General features: G+C 66.2%; 17 protein-coding genes. 11 read left to right on the top strand and 6 right to left on the bottom strand.

From position 1 onward, the window contains the following. Positions 1–144: 144 nt before the first annotated feature. A complete protein-coding gene (locus Spa11_RS02235) occupies positions 145–1,569 on the top strand; it encodes a trypsin-like peptidase domain-containing protein (protein WP_197529675.1) in 1,425 nt (474 codons plus the stop codon). Positions 1,570–1,746: 177 nt separating this feature from the next. Further along, positions 1,747–2,988, top strand: coding sequence for a hypothetical protein (locus Spa11_RS02230; RefSeq protein ID WP_145106448.1), 1,242 nt, complete (start codon positions 1,747–1,749; stop codon positions 2,986–2,988). Positions 2,989–3,079: 91 nt separating this feature from the next. On the opposite strand, the gene Spa11_RS02225 is transcribed toward Spa11_RS02230, so the two are convergent. Both Spa11_RS02225 and hisI read right to left on the bottom strand, forming a co-directional pair. Next, entirely contained in the window at positions 3,080–3,544 is a 465-nt protein-coding gene (locus Spa11_RS02225) for a RidA family protein (protein ID WP_145106445.1), read from the bottom strand. Positions 3,545–3,756: 212 nt separating this feature from the next. Then, on the bottom strand, positions 3,757–4,149 hold the full coding sequence (hisI, locus tag Spa11_RS02220) for a phosphoribosyl-AMP cyclohydrolase (RefSeq protein WP_145106438.1): 393 nt from the start codon (positions 4,147–4,149) through the stop codon (positions 3,757–3,759). A 209-nt stretch (positions 4,150–4,358) separates the two neighbouring features. On the opposite strand from hisI, the gene Spa11_RS02215 reads away from it, so the two are divergent. Beyond that, the gene (locus Spa11_RS02215; protein WP_197529674.1) at positions 4,359–5,009 is read left to right on the top strand and encodes a glycosyltransferase; all 651 of its coding nucleotides are present in this window, start codon (positions 4,359–4,361) and stop codon (positions 5,007–5,009) included. A 508-nt stretch (positions 5,010–5,517) separates the two neighbouring features. Next, positions 5,518–6,081, top strand: a complete 564-nt coding sequence (locus Spa11_RS02210) for a helix-turn-helix domain-containing protein (RefSeq protein WP_145106430.1) — start codon at positions 5,518–5,520, stop codon at positions 6,079–6,081. A 391-nt stretch (positions 6,082–6,472) separates the two neighbouring features. On the opposite strand, the gene Spa11_RS02205 is transcribed toward Spa11_RS02210, so the two are convergent. After that, positions 6,473–7,273 carry an inositol monophosphatase family protein gene (locus Spa11_RS02205; RefSeq protein ID WP_145106422.1) on the bottom strand — a complete coding sequence of 267 codons (801 nt, stop codon included), beginning with the start codon at positions 7,271–7,273 and terminating at the stop codon, positions 6,473–6,475. Positions 7,274–8,125: 852 nt separating this feature from the next. On the opposite strand from Spa11_RS02205, the gene Spa11_RS22705 reads away from it, so the two are divergent. Together Spa11_RS22705 and Spa11_RS02200 are read left to right on the top strand one after the other, a co-directional pair. Further along, positions 8,126–8,806: a hypothetical protein gene (locus tag Spa11_RS22705; RefSeq protein ID WP_197529673.1), complete on the top strand. Its 681-nt coding sequence runs from the start codon at positions 8,126–8,128 to the stop codon at positions 8,804–8,806. A 116-nt stretch (positions 8,807–8,922) separates the two neighbouring features. Then, on the top strand, positions 8,923–9,780 hold the full coding sequence (locus Spa11_RS02200; protein WP_197529672.1) for a PDZ domain-containing protein: 858 nt from the start codon (positions 8,923–8,925) through the stop codon (positions 9,778–9,780). A 316-nt stretch (positions 9,781–10,096) separates the two neighbouring features. Here Spa11_RS02200 and Spa11_RS02195 read toward each other — a convergent pair whose 3' ends face one another. Then, positions 10,097–11,335, bottom strand: a complete 1,239-nt coding sequence (locus Spa11_RS02195; RefSeq protein WP_145106408.1) for a hypothetical protein — start codon at positions 11,333–11,335, stop codon at positions 10,097–10,099. A gap of 49 nt (positions 11,336–11,384) precedes the next feature. Next, a complete protein-coding gene (locus Spa11_RS02190; RefSeq protein WP_145106401.1) occupies positions 11,385–12,017 on the bottom strand; it encodes an ATP-dependent Clp protease proteolytic subunit in 633 nt (210 codons plus the stop codon). A 287-nt stretch (positions 12,018–12,304) separates the two neighbouring features. On the opposite strand from Spa11_RS02190, the gene Spa11_RS02185 reads away from it, so the two are divergent. From Spa11_RS02185 to Spa11_RS02165, 5 genes are all read left to right on the top strand, one after another. Continuing rightward, positions 12,305–13,048: a DUF4339 domain-containing protein gene (locus Spa11_RS02185; RefSeq protein WP_145106396.1), complete on the top strand. Its 744-nt coding sequence runs from the start codon at positions 12,305–12,307 to the stop codon at positions 13,046–13,048. Between the two features lie 17 nt (positions 13,049–13,065). Next, positions 13,066–13,620: a hypothetical protein gene (locus Spa11_RS02180; RefSeq protein ID WP_145106391.1), complete on the top strand. Its 555-nt coding sequence runs from the start codon at positions 13,066–13,068 to the stop codon at positions 13,618–13,620. Between the two features lie 146 nt (positions 13,621–13,766). Beyond that, complete coding sequence (locus Spa11_RS02175) at positions 13,767–14,312, top strand: HIT family protein (protein WP_145106386.1); 546 nt, start codon at positions 13,767–13,769, stop codon at positions 14,310–14,312. A 281-nt stretch (positions 14,313–14,593) separates the two neighbouring features. Further along, positions 14,594–15,730, top strand: coding sequence for a dGTP triphosphohydrolase (gene dgt / locus Spa11_RS02170; RefSeq protein ID WP_197529671.1), 1,137 nt, complete (start codon positions 14,594–14,596; stop codon positions 15,728–15,730). Between the two features lie 158 nt (positions 15,731–15,888). Then, complete coding sequence (locus Spa11_RS02165) at positions 15,889–16,965, top strand: PIN/TRAM domain-containing protein (RefSeq protein WP_145106368.1); 1,077 nt, start codon at positions 15,889–15,891, stop codon at positions 16,963–16,965. Between the two features lie 59 nt (positions 16,966–17,024). Here the strand turns inward: Spa11_RS02165 and Spa11_RS02160 are convergent, their stop codons facing one another. Further along, positions 17,025–18,020: an alpha/beta hydrolase gene (locus Spa11_RS02160; RefSeq protein WP_145106363.1), complete on the bottom strand. Its 996-nt coding sequence runs from the start codon at positions 18,018–18,020 to the stop codon at positions 17,025–17,027. Between the last annotated feature and the right edge of the window lies 1 nt (position 18,021).

Here is an 18,021-nt window from a genome sequence, read left to right as displayed (position 1 = left end):
CCGAGCTGACTGACTTGCCCAGGTCGCCAAAGATTGGCGACCAGCGCAAACCACGAGTTTTTCTCGTCGCAGGATGCGGCGCTCGCTCGTGGTCGTCGGTCCACTCACTCGCCGCCAGACCACGTCGTCCAAGGAGGGATGCGGATGGTCACTCGAAGGTTCGTCTCGTCATTTACCCAGAGCCTTGCGCTCGTCCTCTGCCTTGCGCTCGCTACGAGTGCGTCGGCTCAAGAAATCGAGTTACTCGATTTCTATCTGCCGACCTGCGGGCCGTGCCGCGCCATGGCGCCCACGGTCGAGCGGCTCGAAGCCGAGGGCGTCCGCGTCCGCCGCGTCGATGGCTCGCGCGAAACACAGCTCGCCGCGCAGCTACGGATCGACAGCTACCCGACGTTCGTCGCCGTCGCGAACGGCCGCGAAGTGGGCCGCATCGTCGGCGCCACGCAGTACGAGTCGCTGAAGCAACTCGTGTCGGGCGCCTCGCAACAGCAACAGCAACCCGCCGCCGCGCCGAAGCACACCTTTGCGCCGGTCTCGGGGCGTGAGAACTCGTACGCGATGGCCAACCGTGAGTTCGGCGCTCCGCAGCCGCAATCGGGACCGGTCTCTGGGGCAAACGCCAAGCTGCTCTCGACCACCGTGCGGTTCACGATCGTCGAACCGAATGGCCGCTCGTTCGGCACCGGCACGATCATCGACGCCCGTAGCGGCGAGGCGCTGGTCGTCACTTGCGCTCACCTCTTCCGCGGGCCCGACGGCAAGCCGATCGACCCCGCGGGCAAGATCTCGATTGAACTCTTCGACACGGCCACCGGCGCGGTGCGTGTCGCCGAGAAGGTCGAGGGTCAATTGATCAGCCACGACTTCGACGCCGACGTGGCCCTCGTCGCGATCCGCCCAAGCGTCGCGGTTCCTTCGAGCCCTGTCGCGATGTCGCCCGGCGACTTGCAAGTCGGCGCGCCGGTACGGAGCGTCGGCTGTGACCTGGGCGCCGATCCGACCGTGCGTGAGAGCCAGATCGTCGACCTCAATCGCTACGACGGCCCGCCGAACATCGAATCCTCCGGCGCCCCGGTCCAGGGACGCAGCGGCGGCGGCTTGTTCAACGCGGCGGGCGAATTGATCGGCGTCTGCAACTTCGCCGACGAACCCGCCAATGAAGGGATCTACGCCGGGCTGGCGTCGATCCACGCCCAGCTCGACCGCATCGGCCTCAGCGACCTCTACCGCAACCCGCAGCCGTCGGCGCCCGTCGAGGCTCCAGCCCCGACGCCCGTTGTCGCTGCAACGCAACCGCCGGTTCCGGCGTTCGCTTCGGCGTCTCGTGACCTCACGCCCGTCGAACGCACTCCAGTGATCCGCGGCCAGAACGCCCTCACCGCGCCGGACGAATCCGCGCTCACCACCGGCGAGCGCGCTACGCTGAGCGAGATCGTCTCGCGCGGCGAGAAGTCGGAAGTCGTCGTCCTCATCCGCGCCGACGAACCCGGCGGCCGCACCGAGGTGCTGACGCTCGACGCCGCATCGCCCGAGTTCGTCGCAGCGCTGCGACGGCTTGGGGCGAAGTAGTTCGAGAACCCTCTGATCGCGATGCGATTGATCCCTTCCCCCTCTGGGGGAGAAGGACTCCTACAACCCGCACAATCATCCCAGCGGCGGTCCTACAACCTGGTCGCTTCGCCGCCACCCGTGACCTACGCTTGTCGCTGATTAGAGGCGTCACTCCCTCCTATCGGCCAAGGCCTCATGGGCATCCTGCTGTTTGTGCTATTCGTCGCGGTCCTGAACCTCGCGGTGGGCTACGCCCTCGGCGCCGGGATCGGTCTGTCGTCGTTGATGCAGCTCTTGCCGCAACGCGACGAGAAGCCGGTGATCGCCGACATCGACGACGCCGCACCGCTGAGCCGGGCCGCGCCGTCGCCCGTCGCGACGCCAACGCCCGTCACCGAGACGACTCCAGTTGCCGAGCCGACGCCAGCTCCGGCAGCAGAAGCCTCAACGCCCGCTCCGTCCGCGGTCGACTCGAGCGCCGTCAACGTGATGGCGAGCCTCAGGGACTTCCGTGAGAAGCTCAACAGCGCCAGCGTCGAGTTGAAACTCAACCAGGAAGACCCGGAGAAGTTCGGCGCGAGCGCGACGAAACTCCAAGAGGCGAACCACGACTACCTCGAAGAGGCCGGCGAGGCGATCAAAAAGCTCGACGAACTCGGAGCCGCCGGCGATACAGCGGCCAGCGCGACTCGAGAAGCGGTCACCACCGGGGTCACCGAGGTCGAGGCGATCAGCCACGAGATCGACGACCTCATCGAAAGCGGCCTCGAGAACGAAGAGACACGGCAGAAGCTCGTCGACAAGTCGGAGACGCTCTCCGAAGTCGCCATCGTCGCCGAGAAGACCGTCACCGAGGCGGCCGAACTCGACGCCCCCGATCCCGAGACGAGCGAGACGGCCGATCACGACCCCCACACGGACGAGATTGATCGCTTGTTCGATCACCTCGAATCGTTGCTCGCCGAAGCGCAGGACGACGCGGTGAGCCACGTCGCCGTCGTGCGGGTCGATGCGCTGACCGACTCCGAGCCCGACGAAGCGCTGACGCTCGCCCTGGAAGAATCAATCGGCGCTATCGCCAAGGAGCTCTTGGACCCGGGCCAAACCTTTGTCCCCGGCCATCCGGCGATGATGCTCCTCGAAGGGGATGTCTACGACCAAGCGCTCGAGCGAGTCGAGCAGCTGCGCCAACAGGTTGAGGCCACCACGTTCGCGTTCGGCGAACAAGAGGTCCGCGCGACAGTCACCTGCGCGTTCGCCGACGCCCGCAAGGGCCACGACCGCGACCAGGTGATGCGTTACCTCGACGAGGCCCTCGGCGAATCAACCCGCACCGGTGGCAACAAGACGTTCCATCACGACGGCGCGTTCCCCACCGAGACGCCCCGCGCGAAGGTCGCCGTCGAGCCGCGGACGCTGGCGTTGTCGAAGGCTTGAACGTTGAAGCCGCTCACTTAGCCCCCGGTCAATGACCGGGGGCTAAAGGCAATGACCGGGGGTTCAATGCGAAGTCGAGCCGACGAATGGCTCACTTCTTCAGTTGGAACACGGCCTCGACCTCAACGGCCCATCCCGCAGGCAACGCCCCGGCGCCGAACGCGCTCCGCGCGCCGACGCCCGCGTCGTCGCCGAAGACTTGCTTCATCAACTCGCTGAAGCCGTTGATGACCGCCGGGTGCGCGGTGAAGTCGGGCGCCGAGTTCACGAGGCCCAGCGTCCGCACGAGACGCTCGATACGGTCGAGGCTCCCTAGCTCCGCCTTCAGCGAAGCGAGCATCGCGATGCCCACCAGCCGCGCCGCCGCAGCGCCGGCGTCGGCGTCCAGGTCCACGCCGAGCTTGCCACACACAAAGCCCCCCTCCGCTTGCAGCGGCCCATGGCCTGAGGTGTAGGCAAGTCCGTCCACCACAAGCACGGTCTTATAGAGACCCAGCACCTGCGGCGCTTCAGGGAGGACGATGCCGAGTTCGTTGAGACGCGATTCGATGGACATGGGTGGGGCCCTCTTGGTGGGAAGTCGGTGGGTGGTGGGAGCGTTACGGCAGCGAATAAGTGATCGCAGGGCGGGCAGTCACTAGTCAGTAGAGTGGCGAGCCGTGAGCGTCAGCGACCGGAGTTGTGGCGGGTACCAACTTCACCTCCGGTCGCTGACGCTCACGGCTCGCCTAAACTCTCGCTTCCTGATTACTGACTACTGACCCCTGCTCACCCGTACGTCACTTCCGGATCAAACGTCCGCTCCGCGACGACGCGCAGGCCTTCGGCCGTTGCTTCGCGATAGAAGCAGCTTTCGTAGCCGTTGTGGCAAGCCCCCGGGCCGAGTTGATCCACCTCCAGGAGGATCGTGTCGCGGTCGCAATCCACCAGGAGGCGGCGGACCTGCTGGTGGTGGCCGCTGGTGTCGCCCTTCCGCCACAGGCCCTGGCGGCTGCGGCTGTAGTAGACCGCCCGGCCCGTGCGGAGCGTCTCTTGATACGCCTCGCGGTTCATGTAGGCGAGCATCAGCACGCGGCCTGTCGCGGCGTCCTGGGCGATCGCCGGGAGCAGCGTCTGGTCATCGGCGAACGCGGGTTCGGTCGGTTGTTCGGGCTCGGGCATCGTCTCGGAAGCGTTGCAGGGCGGCTCGGGAGGGCTGTGAGGCGCCTGCGGCCCGCGCGATAGGCGCTGCCGGACCAATCCGGCTAGCCGCCGCCACCGGCGCGGGCAGGCGTAACCGGAAGACTCGCGGGTTGATTCGAAATTGTCCACGGGGTGCGCCGATCAACCATGCTAGCAATCCTCCCTGTCCTTTCGTCGGAGCCCGCGACGTGCAGTCCTCCCTTACCGTCGTCCTGCCGGTCCATAACGCGGAGCGTTCGCTCCGTCGCGATATCCTCGACGTGCTCGACGCGGCCGCCGAGTTGACCTCCGACGTCGAGGTCCTCGTGGTCGATGACGCCTCGACGGACGACTCGTTCGAGACCGCCTCGGAGATGTCTCGTGAGTACCGACAGGTGCGGGTGCTGCGGCGTTCGCGGCGGCAGTCGCTGCAAGAGACGCTGCGTGAGGTGCGGGCCAGCATCCGCTCGGACGTGGTGATCGTCCACGACGGATCGTCGCGGGTGAACCCCAATCAACTGCGGCTGATCTGGCGGCAACAGCAGGTGCTCGGCGCCGTGCGTAGCGCCGAGGGCGGACGCGATGGCGTGTCGTTCGCCGACCTCCGCCGGCCGTCGATGACGCAGCCCGCGATGGAAGCGGCCCACCGCCGCCTGTGGGGCTTCCAGCGTAGCGAGAACAGCGAGCCCGCGGCGACGCCCGCTCCCGCCGCCACGGCCGAGGCCGCTCAACGGGACGCCAATCTCCGCGCAGACGACGCCTCGTCGCCACGGCCGGCGAAGCGTGGCGTGGGGATCATCCCGCCGCTCCCCCGGGCCAACGTGCTGGGCTCACTCGCCGACTTCGCCCTGGGTGAGTGAGTCGCGTTACGTGGCGATTGAGAGCGATTGACGCCGCTGAACCGGGGGCTAAAGCCCCGCGGCTGATACGGGGCTAGGCGACAGGAATCAGCCGGCACGCCTTAGCGTCCGGTTTGTTCGGCTCTGCTTCCTGACGGGCGCGGCTCAATGGTGACTCGGGTCGCTGACCGCCGTCGTGACGTCGAGACAGGGCTGCGCGGGGGCGAGAGTCTCTCTTCGGTAAAATTGTTGACGAAAATTTTACCGCGCTCTTTTCATACACCTGCGCGTAGCGATACGGCACACCCCCGCGGTTTGTAGCACAGGGGTAACTGGGCGCCTTGTCGCATTCTGCCTAGCGGAAATTATTGCATCCGTAAGATGTTTTTCTGTAACGACTTACGGTGTTGACGACGGTCGGTGCGACCCTACGATTCAATCGCACTGGCGAGAAGCTTGGCCATTCCGCGGGCCCTGCTTCAAGACCTTCTCTCAAGAGCGCGGAACCGGAAGAGGAAGGAGGCATACGATGAGCGTTGCCGACGACTTCGTGATGAACACGCACTTCTGCCCCGGACCCACCAGCGGCGGCGCTCTGCCCCGCCGACAGGAGCGCAATGGGGCTCCCAAGCGGCCCGTTCGCTGTCACCGCATCGCCGAGGTGCGGCAGCAACAGGGCGTCTCGGTCCGCAGCGCGGCCCGGCGGATGGGCGTGCCGATGGAACAGGTCCGCCGCGAAGAGCGACCCGACACGAACCTCACGCTCAGCGACCTGGCCCGCTGGCAGAAGGCGCTGGAAGTGCCGCTGGTCGACCTGCTGGTGGACAACAACGCCCCGCTGAGCGAGCCCATCCTGAAGCGGGCGAAGTGGCTGCGGCTGATGAAGACCGTCAAGGCATTGGGCGAGTTGAAGGCTTCGCCGGCCGTGTCGCGGATGGCGGAGATGCTTGAGCAGCAGGTCGTTGAGATCATGCCCGAGCTGCAGGACGTCGGCGCCTGGCACTCGGTCGGCCAGCGTCGCACGCAGGACGAGCTAGGCCGGATCGTCGAGGACATCGTGCCTACGACCTTCGCCCGCGATGGCCTGCACTGAGTCGTATCCCGCTCAGGAGACGCGACCCTCAGCGGCGGTCGGAGCCGTGGGCGCGAGCCCATTGAAGGGAAGCGGGCCCCCGCGCCACACCGAGGGCTTCCGCCCGCGGCTCAGACGTTCTCTGAAGGTGACCGGGTGACGACGCCGTGGACATGCGTTTAGGCGGCCGTAGAGGGCCCTTGTGACGCGTCTTGCGCCGCCTTTGATACTTTTGCCCACCTAGGGGTAGGGATGCTGTAAACGGCCTTCTGGATCGTCTCAGGGGGTGTCGCCAAAAGCCCAACGTTTTGCAGGGTCCGCTGTGCGGACCATGGTTGGCGGTTTGGAGTGTTCAGCCGATCCGCCACGGAGAATCTGCCGGGCGGTCCGACCAGCGGACCCCACCAACCGTCTACCGCAGCCGCTGGAGCACGTCGCGGTGCAGCGAGTTCGTCGCGGCGACGAGGTAGTCGGCTTTCCAAACGTCGAAGGGTTGGCCCGCGCAGTCGGTGACGACGGCGCCCGCCTCTTGGCAGATCAACACCCCGGCGGCGGCGTCCCACGGGTAGATCGAGAATGCCCAGTGGGCGTCGAGCCTGCCGGCGGCGACATACGCCAGGTTCAGCGCCGCGGAACCCGTCCGACGCACCGCCCGGCTCGCTTCGACCACCGCGACGAACGCCCGCAGGTCGGGCGAATCGATATCGACCCGTGGCGGCAGGCTCACCGCGACGAGTGACTCGCCCAGCTCCGCCGCCTCGGTGACGTGGATCGGCGCCTCGCCGAGGAACGCCCCGCCGCCCTTCGCCGCGGAGAACATCTCGTCGCTCACCGGGTCGTAGATCGCCCCAGCGACCAGTTCGCCATCGAAGACCACGCCGACGCTGGTGGCGAACATCGGGAAGCCGTGGACATAGTTCGTCGTGCCGTCGAGCGGATCGACAATCCAGCAGACGCGGCCCCCACGGTCTTCTGGCGCGCCGGCGGGGCTCTCCTCGCCGACGAACGCGTCGTCGGGCCTGGCGCCGAGCAGCACCTCACGCACCGCCCGCTGAGCGGCGATGTCGGCGTCGGTCACTAGGTCGGCCGGGCCTTTCTCCCGGGTTGTGAACTTGTCCCGCCACGCCAGCAGTGTCCGGCCGCCGGCAAGGGCCGCCTCCATCGCCAGCAAGCGGAGGGCGGCGGGATCGTAGGGAGCGGGCGTCTCGGACATGTCGGACCGGGTTGGCGACGGGGCGTCGGCGACGAAAGCGGGGCGTCAGCGGCGGAAGCCTAGTAATAGCCCAGCTTCGCGGCCCTGGCGGCGAGGTCAACCCGGCGGTTGCCCGACCCTTTTGCCTAGTCTGAGTCTCTCTCCAGACATTTCGCAGCTTTTCGTCCCGGCGCGTGACAAAAAGCTGGACACGGGTTGCGGCTTTGTTAGGATTACGTGTGGTTACAGGAGAGTCGTGGCTGAGGATTATTCCCGCCCATCAGCGGGAGGCGATTGCCTAATCCTGATCATCCCCGGTTCCGATAGCGACGGCCTCTTCTCTGTTCCGGCCCCGTCGTTGCACCCTCGGGTGTGCGGCGGGGTTTTTTATTGGTCTCACGCCATCTTGCGAGACCCCCGCAGCGGACTTCATTGATTCCAGCTGCGCCCCTGTTGAGCCGCGCCCGTTAGGAAGCGGAGTTCAGGAGAAGGAGATAGGGGGATGTTTGGTGATCGGGGGGATCGCAAGCGATGCTTCGAGCGAAGGGTAGCGCGAGCCGTAGAGATACCCCCACCCACCCCGTGTCTAGGCGAGCCGGGAACGTGAGCGACCGGAGTGCGGCAGGCACACGGCAGAGATCATTTGAATCCGCTTCACTCCGGTCGCTCACCAGGATCATTCAAGGGCTAGCAGTGAGAAGTGGGGTCGGTAGTTCAATCGAAGAAGCGTTAGCCGTTGCATAATCGTGTGACGCTCCCGGCTCGCCTCCATCCCCCCGATCTCCTTCCCCTCGGCACGGTTCTCCAAGTCGTCGACGCGCGAAATGCTGCTAGGATGCTGCTTGTTGATTCCACGGTGCGAGAGAGGACGTGATGAGCGACGGAACGAAAACTAGTGAAGCGATCTGGTGCCTCGGCGACGCCCGACAGGCCGGCGAACGGGTTGAACTCCGGTGTGGCGCCTTGCACGGCGTCCTGTCGTCGGACGGCGTGGCGGGGCTAGAAGCTTTGGCGTTTAACGACACGCCGCTGCTCGCCAAGCTGCTGACCGTCGAGACGCCCGCCGGCCCCCTGCCGCCGGCATATGAGTCGTATGTCCGCGGCGCCGACCACGTGACGACGCACGCCGAGACCGAGGCGTTCCCGTTCCGCACCCAGCTGTATTGGTCGGCCAAGCCGCTCGCCGACGGCGCGGTGGCCGCGACACTGAGCGTCTCACTGCAAACCGACCTGCTCGACACGCGCCCCGATCTGTCCGTGCAGACGAGCGTCCCCACCGCGACGGCGCGGCTTTGGAAAGAAGACGTCTGCCGGCTCGATCTGGCCGACGGCGTAACGATCCTCGTCACGCCCCACCCGAGCGACGCCGAGGAATGCGTGCTCGACACCAGCGACGACGCCTGCCGCCTGCGCGTCTCGCCGCCATTCCTCGAGAAGGGCGTCATCCGCCGCATCCGCCTCGCCGCGATCGTGCTGCCCGGCCAAGCGAGCGACGAAACGATCGCCGCGGCGCTAGCGGACCTCGCCGACGACCCGCCGCCGCTGACAACGTAGGGCCCGCTTGGCGGACCGTGGTTGACGGCTCGCACCTCCACCCAACTCGTCACGGCGATTCCAACGAACGGTCTGCACAGCGGGCGCCATGGAATGACGCACCCAGGAGCCGTTACATGCTTGGAAACGAATCTCTCATCGCAGCCGTCATCGCGTTCGGTGGTGAAGTAACCGCGACCCCAACGACCGCGGATACGTTGATGGCAAAGTCGCCCGATCAGCCCGAAGTCGCGGGGATCGGAGTGCATCTTCGGGAGAAAGCAGGGAAGGGTTTCGTCGTCCGTGTGTTGCCGAATACGCCGGCGTCTGAGGAAGGGTCCTTGCAAGCCGGCGACGAAATTGTCGCTATCGCCGAAGGAGAGGCGACGCCTGTAGGTCTAGCAGGCAAGGATTTGGGCGACATGTCATCACTCATCCGTGGTCGCGTCGGTACGGAGATTCGTCTCACGGTTATTTCCGTCAACGGTGAGACGGAGCGTGTGATCCGCCTTGTCCGTGGCAGTATCGAAGAACTGCTCGTACTCGGCCAAGACCCGCTGCCGGTAGGTGCTGAAGCGCCGCCACTAGTTGAGTTTAGGAATCTTGAATCCGACGCAACACTTTCGCTCGCCTCTCTCGACGGAACAATGGTGGTTCTCAAGTTCTGGTCAACCGGATGCCGCCCCTGCCTCCGTGGTATCGATGACGCCTATGGATCACCGTCAGACGTTCCTGAGGAGCATGCGGTCGCTGCTCGTGTCCTCTTGGTGAGCATTGACGACAAGATCGAAACCGCCCGCAAGACCGTCGAATCGCGAGGCTGGACTGGGGGCGAGTTTGTGTGGGGTGGTTACGAAGCGTCGAAGCAATTCCGACTGCCAGGGCTCCCTTGCACGATCGTCATCGACGCCGAGGGCCGCATCGAAGCGTGTGTTCTCGGCGCGGCGTATGACGCGCAAAGCGAGCCAGAGAACGCCGGCGATTCAGAACGCTAGAGCGTGCTTCACTTGGCCGTAGCGTTTCTAGCCTCGCTCGGATCCACGGAGCAACGTGGGGAAGTCTCGCGCAGAGACGCAGAGACGCAGAGTTGGATGCCTCCAAGACTCACGCAAAGGCGTCAAGCCGCAAAGAACGCGTTGCTGTGCGATCGTTAGCGGCTACGCTCATTTCTCAACGACCTTGTCTTTGCGCCTTGGCGGCTTGGCGTGAGTCTTCGCTGCCTACCCTCGGCGTCTCTGCGTCTCTGCGCGAGACGCTACAGCAAAATAAAGTACGCTATAGGGCTCCCTTTGTAGGGTCCGCCAGCGGACCCTACTGCAATAAGAGCGGCAGACTCACGAGCGCTTCTTTGCCGTCGTACACCGTGATGCGCTCGGCGCCCTGGTCGACATCGAACGGCTTGCCCGTGAGCGGGCTCTCTCCAAACGGCGGGGGGATGAGCTCGGCGGCGGCGGCTAGCGCGAGCGTCCACGCCTCGACGGTCGCTCGGTCGAGCGCCGCGGTTTCGATTGCGGCCGGCAAATCCTTCGCGAACAGCGTGGCGGCGAAGAGCGTGGGCGTCGAGTTGATCTCCGTCATCGCGGCGCCGATGTCCGCCGCGCGGCGTGGGTAAGGCGACTCGGACGCAATGATCAAGCGCTGCATGGCCCGCAGGTAGCGGGCCTCGTCGGCGTCCAGCTCGGCGCGCGTCGCCGATTCCAACGCCTTGATGCGATCGCCAAGCCGGCGGCGTTCTTCGAGCGTCACGATGCGTTGCAGCATCCCTGCGCGGAGCGCCTCGTAGGCGTGGATCACGGTCGCCCGTTCGCCGATGAGCATCCTGGAGTCGGCGGGCCAGTCGGTCAGCTGCTCACGGAGCGCGCCGTACAGCTGGTCGGCCTCGTGGCGGCGCCAGAGGCCCGTGCTGAAGTACTCGGTCGTCAAGTCGAGCGACTCGTAACGCAGCGAAGCGGCCAGCACGCGGGCTTCGACGCGGCGTTCGCGCGACAACGCGTGGCTGACGCGCAGCGCGCGGAGCACGTCGGCGAGCGCCGCGGGTCGGTCTTTCTTCGCCGCGGCGTCGAGCGATCGCAGCAACAGCAGCCGCACCGCCATCGAGGCGTCGTCGAGATAGTACATCGACGCAAAGAAGCCCAGCTCGTGACCGATCTCGAAAACACAGCGGGGCAGGTCGGCCGCGTCGGCGGTGCGCTTAACCAGCTGCCGGTGCTCTTCGAGGAACTTGTGGCGTTCCTTCGGCGCGGCCGTGGGGAGCAGCAACTCGGCAACCGTCGGCGCCAACTTCACGTGAAGCGCGGGGTTGTAGATCGCCGCCAGCGCCTTGGCCGTGTTGATCTCGCCGGAAGTGGCGACCGTCCCGGAGAGTTGCAACGGCAGACCGCGTTGCTGTTCGACCGCGCGGATGAGCTTGGGGAGCTCGGGGTCGGCGGAGTTGAGCGCGCCGTTGGGGGTCGCGATGGCGCGGACTCGTTCTTCGAAGGTCGGGCCGCCGCAGCCGGCGATCGCGGCCACCCAGAGGGCAGCGAGCAAGGGGCGATGTTTCGCGCGCATCGGAGGAGCCTTCCTGTGCTCGTGACGCTGCCGCTCGGCGCCGCGACGCTTAGTTGCCGCGGCGGGCGGCGGGGCGCCGGCTCTTTTGCCGGGCGGCAGCCGCGGCGTCGGCGACGCGGAGGTCGGGGCCGCCGGTCGGGCAGAGCTTCGCCAAGTCGGAGAACTCGACGATCTCGGCGATCCCCGCTTCGGCGATCTCACGGCCCGTCACGTACTTGCCGGGGTTGATCCACTCGTCCATCAGTTTCTTATCGACGCCGAACATCTGGGCGAGCAGTTCGTCCATCTGTTGTTCGAGGTCGCCGAAGTGGCGGGCCCACTCGGCTGCCTCGGCGAGGCCGACGTTCTCTTCGCTCTGCCACCGCATGGGGTGGAACAAGAGCACGCTGTAGGGGGTGACGATCCGGCGTTCGCAAGCGGCGAAGGGCCAGAGCGTGGCGCTGGAGCACTCACCGGTGACGATGCCGGTCGCCTTGAGGCGGCGGAGCTTGATGAGCGACATCAGCGACATCGCGCAGTAGGGGCTGCCGCCCGGCGAGTCGAAGTAGATGGTGCACTCTTCGCCCGGGGCGACGCCCAGCAGGCGGTCGGTGAGGTCAGCCTCGGAGTCGGTCAGGTCGCCGACCATCGCGATTTCGAGGGGGGCGTCGTCGCCGTAGTCGTCGTTGGGTCGAGAGCTCATGTTGCGTTGACTCACTCTGGGTGGCTTTTGCCGAACCATCGGCGGGGCCGGGCCAATCAGCAAATGGGTGTCATGGGAAACGTGACGAGGCCGCCACAGCGAGCCCTTTGGCGCCGTTGCCGCCGGGGGGTGGGAGACTGTAGCGCAAGTAGCAGTCTAGGGAAGAACCTTGAAAAGCGATAGTTTTGTACGGGGGTTTCCGGCGGCAAAATCGACAGCGGGGGCGGCACAAACCGCCCCAGCGACATAACCTACAGCTACCGACGCCCCTATTCTGCCGCAACGCTATGCCAATCCTTTGCGCCTGCCCCAACGGTCACTCCCTACGGGTCAAAGACAAGCTGGCGGGCAAACGGGGGAAGTGCCCCACCTGCGGGGCGGACTTCGACGTGCCGGCGCCGCCGGCCCCACCGACCGAGGGGGGGCCGCCCCCCGAGCCGGTTCCGGCCCAGCCCACCTCACCCCCTCCCGCGGGGGTCGCTAGCGAGCCCGCCGTCGAGTGGCGGATGGCCCGTGCCGGCGGCGAGCAGTACGGCCCCACCGTGCCGGCGGTCTTCGCCCAGTGGATCGCCGCCGGCCGGGTGACACCCGACACGCTGGTGTGGCGCACCGGCTGGCCCGACTGGCGGCGTGCCGACGCCCCCAACGCCGACCTCCCGGCGCCGCTCCCCGGCGCCCCAACGGAGCCTCCCCCGTTGCCGGCTCCCGGCGCCACGCTCCCACCGCCCGCCCCGACCGCGTCGCAGTCCCCGGCCCCGTCCCCGGCCCCGGCGGAAACGCCGACGCCGGCGCCGACGCCCACCATCAAGCCCTCTCGGCCCGTCCCGCCATCGACGGCCTATACGTTACGAAAACGGCAGCAGGCGAAACGCCGCCGGATCATCACGATCGCGCTGGCGTTGGTGTGCGTGGTGCTCACCGGGCTGTTGGTCATCGCGACGATGACCAACAGCAGCGAGGAAGCTACTGCGCCGCCTGCTTCACAGGCCCGTAGAATGGCGCCACAGGCCCGTCGTTACTCACCAATCTAGTCCACCGAGATATCACGATGATCCGAACCGCTTGTGTCGCCCTGCTGTGCCTTGTTGCTTCCGTGGCGGTCGCCGATGACAAGGCGCCGCGCGAGGTCGCGCTCGCTGACGGCGCGCTCATCTTCACAGCGCCGGCCGGGTGGAAGTCGGTCGAGCCCGCCAATCGGATCATTGAGCATGAGCTCGCCGTCCCCGCGCCGGACGGCAAGGCGGAAGGCGCCGCGCGGCTGACGATCATGGCGGCGGGCGGCAGCGTCCAGGCAAACATCGCCCGCTGGGTCGGCCAGTTCCGAGGGACCGAAGGGGGCGCCGACCGCTCCGCCGCGAAGACCGAGAAGCTCGACATCAACGGCATGCCGGCGACGCTGGTCGATCTCTCAGGAACCTACCTCGACAGCCCGCGCGGCCCATTCGGCCCCAAGGTCGAGCGCCCCGACTACCGCCTCGTCGGCGCGATCGTCGAGACGAAAGGCGAGGGCGTTTATTTCTTCAAGCTGATCGGGCCGGAGAAGACGGTGGAAACGGGAGCTAAGCGGTTTCGTGAAGTGATCGCGACACTGCGGAAGAAATAACCCAACACCGACAACTGTAGGAGGGGTCTCCAGACCCCGATTACGGCATCCAATCCGAATCGGCATGGTGCGCGTAATCGGCGTCTGGAGACGCCTCCCACAAGTCGCGGATCGCTCCCACAGAATGGACTTAAGGTGACTGCGGTATGCACGACAACGATCGCCTCTGGGCCCCTTGGCGGCTGGGATACATCAAGGGGACCGAAGCCGCCGACGCGCCGCCGGCGCCGTCGTCGTGGATCACGGGCGCCGACCAGCGTTGCTTCCTCTGCCAAGCGGCTGCGAACTACGACGACGCGACCGCCGATAGCTCGCTCCTAGTCGCCGCGCGGGACGAGCACGTCGTCACCGTTTTGAACCGCTACCCGTACAGCAATTGTCACGTGCTGGTGAGCCCCAGGCGGCACGCCGCGACGCTTGCTGAACTGACCGACGCCGAACACTTGGCGGCGATCCGGACGCTCACACGGCTCACGGAGAGCCTCTCAGCGGGCATTGGAGCCCAGGGTTTCAACATCGGCCTCAACCTCGGCGCCATCGCCGGCGCCGGCGTCCCCGGACACCTCCACTGGCACCTCGTCCCCCGCTGGCCGGGCGACCACAACTTCATGCCGACGCTGGCCGGCGTCCGCGTCATCCCCCAGTCCCTCGAAGCCGCCTGGGAGATCGTGCGCGACTGCTTGGTGAGATGATTCTAGGAAAGGGAGATAAGGGGGAGGTTGGTGATAGAGGGGATCGCAGGCGGGCGATTCAGCCAACACCTATTTCATGCCGTATTGACGCGTTTAGTCGCGCCAATTGCCAACTAGCGATAAAACGCCAGCCGCTGCGCGGTTGGCGATCCATCTCTACCAATCCTCGCCCGGCTTCCACCAATTCAAACCTTCCTGTAGAGCTACGCTCAAGGCTCCGCTTGCGATCCCCTCTATCACCAACATCCCCCTATCTCCTTTCCTTAATCCAGCCCCAAGAGATGAACTACGTCGAGCGTGAACGACTGCTGCTCGCGCCTTACGCGATGCACGCGGCCGACTCGGCGGGTAGGGCGGTGGCGGAGAAGGACCATCCCTACCGGTCGCCTTATCAGCGCGACCGCGATCGGATCACGCACAGCTCGGCCTTCCGGCGGCTGTCGCACAAGACACAGGTCTTTACGCGCGAGTTGGGCGAAGGCCGTGGCGACTACCACCGCTCGCGATTGACGCACACGCTAGAGGTGACTTCCGTCGCACGGACGATCGCTCGGGCGCTGCGGATCAATGAGGACCTCGTCGAAACGCTCGCACTGGCGCACGACGTGGGGCACCCGCCGTTTGGGCATGCGGGCGAGGCGGTGCTCGATGAGCTGCTGCGCGGCGTCGGCGGCTTCAATCACAACGCCCAAGCCGTGCGGCTCTTCACGCTGCTCGAACGCCGTTACCCGGATCGCCCGGGGCTCAACCTCACGGCCGAGGTGCTCGATGGCCAGCGCCGCCGCGCCACGAAGCCCGCACGGAGCATCGAGCAGCTCGAACCCCAGCCGATTGATGCCGAGACGCCGCTCCTTGAGGTGCAGGTTGTGGACGCCGCCGACAGCATCGCTTACGACTCACACGACGCGGACGACGCGCTCGAACTCGGGTTGCTCACGCTCGGCGAGCTCGACACGATCACGCTGTGGCGCGAGTCGGCCGACAAGATGCGGCAGCGCTACACGGCGCTCAGCGACGCCGACCTCCGCCGCGCGACGGTGCACGAGTTAATCGATCGACAAGTGAACGACCTCTTTACCATGGTCACGCAGGCGATCGAGGGACGGGGGATCGACTCGGTCGAAACATTGCGAGCGGCCGGCGTCATCGCCCGGCACTCGGACGCTATGGCTGAGCAGAAGCTGGAACTCGAGTCATTCCTCTTCCGCGCGGTCTACCGGCACCCCTCGGTGCTTGGTCACCGGGCCGAGGCGACCGCGGCGTTGGAGTACTGCTTCGCTCACTCGATGAAGGCGCCCGAGACGTTGCCGGCGCCGTTCGCGGCGATCGCGGCGGAGGACTCGCTGCCGCGGGCGGCGGGCGACTACGTGGCGACGCTGACCGACCGGGCCGTCCTGGAAGCCTGGCGACCGGCTTGAGCGGGGCCGGTCGCGCCATCTGGCGCGGTCCTACGGCCAAAGGGGCGGGGCGGGTCCACTCACGGCGGGCGGGGTTCGGTGTAACTGAGCCGCCGGCCCTGTAGACTAAAGACCCAGTCCCGAACCGTTCCCGACCCTCACACCGACCCAAGCCCACGATGGCCCTGATCATCCTCAGGCTGGTCTTCCTGATGGTCGCGGTGGGCCTCGGCATTCAGATCGCCAGCTCGGAACTGTTGCCGAAGTACCCGCCCAACCTGCCGCCGCTGGCGTTCGGCTTGGTGGTGGTGGTCGCCGTCGCCGTGCTGGTGATCGACGTCCTCATCCGCCGCAAGCGTATCGAGGTTATCACGGCCGTCTACTTCGGCCTGATCATCGGCCTGTTCCTGACGTACATCGTCAAGCTCGCACTAACGCCGGTCCTCCCCGAGGAGGGGACGCTGCTCGCGACCTACGTGCCGATGGTCCTGGGTCTCGCGCTCTGCTACACGTGCACGAGCGTCCTGCTGCAGACGAAGGACGACTTCCGCTTTATCATTCCCTACGTCGAGTTCCAGCGCAAGGCGAAGGGCAACACGCCGCTGATTCTCGACACGAGCGTGATCATCGACGGCCGCATCGCCGACGTGGTCGAGACGCGCGTCCTCGAGTCGCAGCTGGTGATGCCGCAGTTCGTCATCGCCGAGTTGCAGACCATCGCCGACAGCAGCGACAAGCTCCGCCGCAACCGCGGCCGCCGCGGCCTCGACGTGCTCAACCGCCTGCGGAGCGACAAGCAAATCGACATGGTGATCTTCGACCGCGATCTGCCCGAGTTCGAGGGGCAGCCGGTGGACCAGAAGCTGGTGCTGCTCGCCAAGCACCTCGACGGCAAGGTTGTCACCAACGACTTCAACCTCAACAAGGTGGCGAAGGTCCAGAACGTCGGCGTCGTGAATCTTAACGAGTTGGCGAACTCCCTCAAGCCGATCTTCCTGCCGGGCGAAGAGGTCACGGTGCGCGTCATGAAGCCGGGCGAAGAGACGCACCAGGGCGTCGGCTACCTCGAAGACGGCACGATGGTCGTCATCGAGAACGGCCGCCAACACCTCGGCGAACAAGTGACGGCGCTCGTCACGAGCGTCCTGCAAACCAACGCGGGGCGGATGGTCTTCGCGAAGTTCGACCGCTCGGTGGCGAAAGCGGCGCCATCGAAGCCCGAAAACGGCGAAGCTCAGCACGCGGATTCAGCGTAGCGTCACCGAGTGACCGTGAGCCCCCGATGTTAATCGGGGGTGTTGCGCCGCGAGTGGGATTACTCTGGGGTTCCACCGACGACTGACGTCGCCGGCTCGCCAGCACTCGCTCGCTGCGCGATCGCGTTTGCGACTTCTTCCCATTGCCAGTCGAGGGTCACTTCGTGGCCGCTGTTGTCGAGTCGCACGAGGTCTTTGTCGGTTGATCCCAGGTGCTCGTAGAACCGCTCGGCCGCAGGCGTATCGACGATTGGGTCGTCGATGGCGACCACGACCGTCGTCGGCACGGTGATCTCTTCCGCGCGGCCGCGGTTGCGGTCCATCAGCTTGAAGAGTTGATCGACGATCGCCTTTGGCGTGAACGGCGTCCGGCCCGGGTGGTCCGACCGCTCCGGGTCGCGGCAATCGAGCGGGTAGGGCGAGCTCAGCACGTTGACGAACACGAGCGAGCGTTCGGAGACCTCGTGCCACGTACGGGCCGAGAGGACCGGGCTGCGCGCGTCGGAAACTTCCACCGCCGGCGCCAGCAGCACCGCGAAGTCGGCCGCTTGCGGGTCGTCGAGCAACACGCCGATCGTCACCGCGCCGCCAAGCGAATGGCCGACGACGCCGACGCGGTCGTGCTCCTTCCGCAGCGACGCCAGCTCACTCCGCACCTTCTCAAGCCATGCCTTTGACGTCGATTCGCGGTACTTCGCCACCGGCTCGGCAAACCCCGGCAGCCGCACGGACCGGCAGTGGTAGCCGCGCTCGGCGAGGTCCTCAGCGATGAACTCGTAATGTTGCGGTGAAGCGCCGAGCCCATGCACGAGCAGGATCGCCGTGTCGGTATCGGCATCACCGCTGGGCGGCACGTCGAAGGTGTCGCAGCCTTCAATGACGCCGTTCAAGTCGCGGGTGATCGTCTCTTCCCATGCATCGATAGCGCACGCGACATAGGCCGTGTAGACCATGTCGGCCAAGAGATGCAGCGGCACAAACGCCACGGCGGCGATCAGCAGAATGCGCAGCCAGCGACGGCGTTTGGGGGCTTCGTCAACAGTCGTATCTGACATC

It is taken from the genome of Botrimarina mediterranea (genome assembly GCF_007753265.1).
Taxonomy (GTDB): Bacteria; Planctomycetota; Planctomycetia; order Pirellulales; family Lacipirellulaceae; genus Botrimarina; species Botrimarina mediterranea.
This window is presented reverse-complemented; position numbering and strand designations above follow the sequence as displayed.

Bases quoted from the DNA above. Each gene is read 5' to 3' on its own strand.
- Spa11_RS02235 (WP_197529675.1), top strand. From the start codon at position 145: ATGGTCACTCGAAGGTTCGTCTCGTCATTTACCCAGAGCCTTGCGCTC.
- Spa11_RS02230 (WP_145106448.1), top strand. From the start codon at position 1,747: ATGGGCATCCTGCTGTTTGTGCTATTCGTCGCGGTCCTGAACCTCGCG.
- Spa11_RS02225 (WP_145106445.1), bottom strand. From the start codon at position 3,544: ATGTCCATCGAATCGCGTCTCAACGAACTCGGCATCGTCCTCCCTGAA.
- hisI (WP_145106438.1), bottom strand. From the start codon at position 4,149: ATGCCCGAGCCCGAACAACCGACCGAACCCGCGTTCGCCGATGACCAG.
- Spa11_RS02210 (WP_145106430.1), top strand. From the start codon at position 5,518: ATGAGCGTTGCCGACGACTTCGTGATGAACACGCACTTCTGCCCCGGA.
- Spa11_RS02205 (WP_145106422.1), bottom strand. From the start codon at position 7,273: ATGTCCGAGACGCCCGCTCCCTACGATCCCGCCGCCCTCCGCTTGCTG.
- Spa11_RS22705 (WP_197529673.1), top strand. From the start codon at position 8,126: ATGAGCGACGGAACGAAAACTAGTGAAGCGATCTGGTGCCTCGGCGAC.
- Spa11_RS02200 (WP_197529672.1), top strand. From the start codon at position 8,923: ATGCTTGGAAACGAATCTCTCATCGCAGCCGTCATCGCGTTCGGTGGT.
- Spa11_RS02195 (WP_145106408.1), bottom strand. From the start codon at position 11,335: ATGCGCGCGAAACATCGCCCCTTGCTCGCTGCCCTCTGGGTGGCCGCG.
- Spa11_RS02190 (WP_145106401.1), bottom strand. From the start codon at position 12,017: ATGAGCTCTCGACCCAACGACGACTACGGCGACGACGCCCCCCTCGAA.
- Spa11_RS02185 (WP_145106396.1), top strand. From the start codon at position 12,305: ATGCCAATCCTTTGCGCCTGCCCCAACGGTCACTCCCTACGGGTCAAA.
- Spa11_RS02180 (WP_145106391.1), top strand. From the start codon at position 13,066: ATGATCCGAACCGCTTGTGTCGCCCTGCTGTGCCTTGTTGCTTCCGTG.
- Spa11_RS02175 (WP_145106386.1), top strand. From the start codon at position 13,767: ATGCACGACAACGATCGCCTCTGGGCCCCTTGGCGGCTGGGATACATC.
- dgt (WP_197529671.1), top strand. From the start codon at position 14,594: ATGAACTACGTCGAGCGTGAACGACTGCTGCTCGCGCCTTACGCGATG.
- Spa11_RS02165 (WP_145106368.1), top strand. From the start codon at position 15,889: ATGGCCCTGATCATCCTCAGGCTGGTCTTCCTGATGGTCGCGGTGGGC.
- Spa11_RS02160 (WP_145106363.1), bottom strand. From the start codon at position 18,020: ATGTCAGATACGACTGTTGACGAAGCCCCCAAACGCCGTCGCTGGCTG.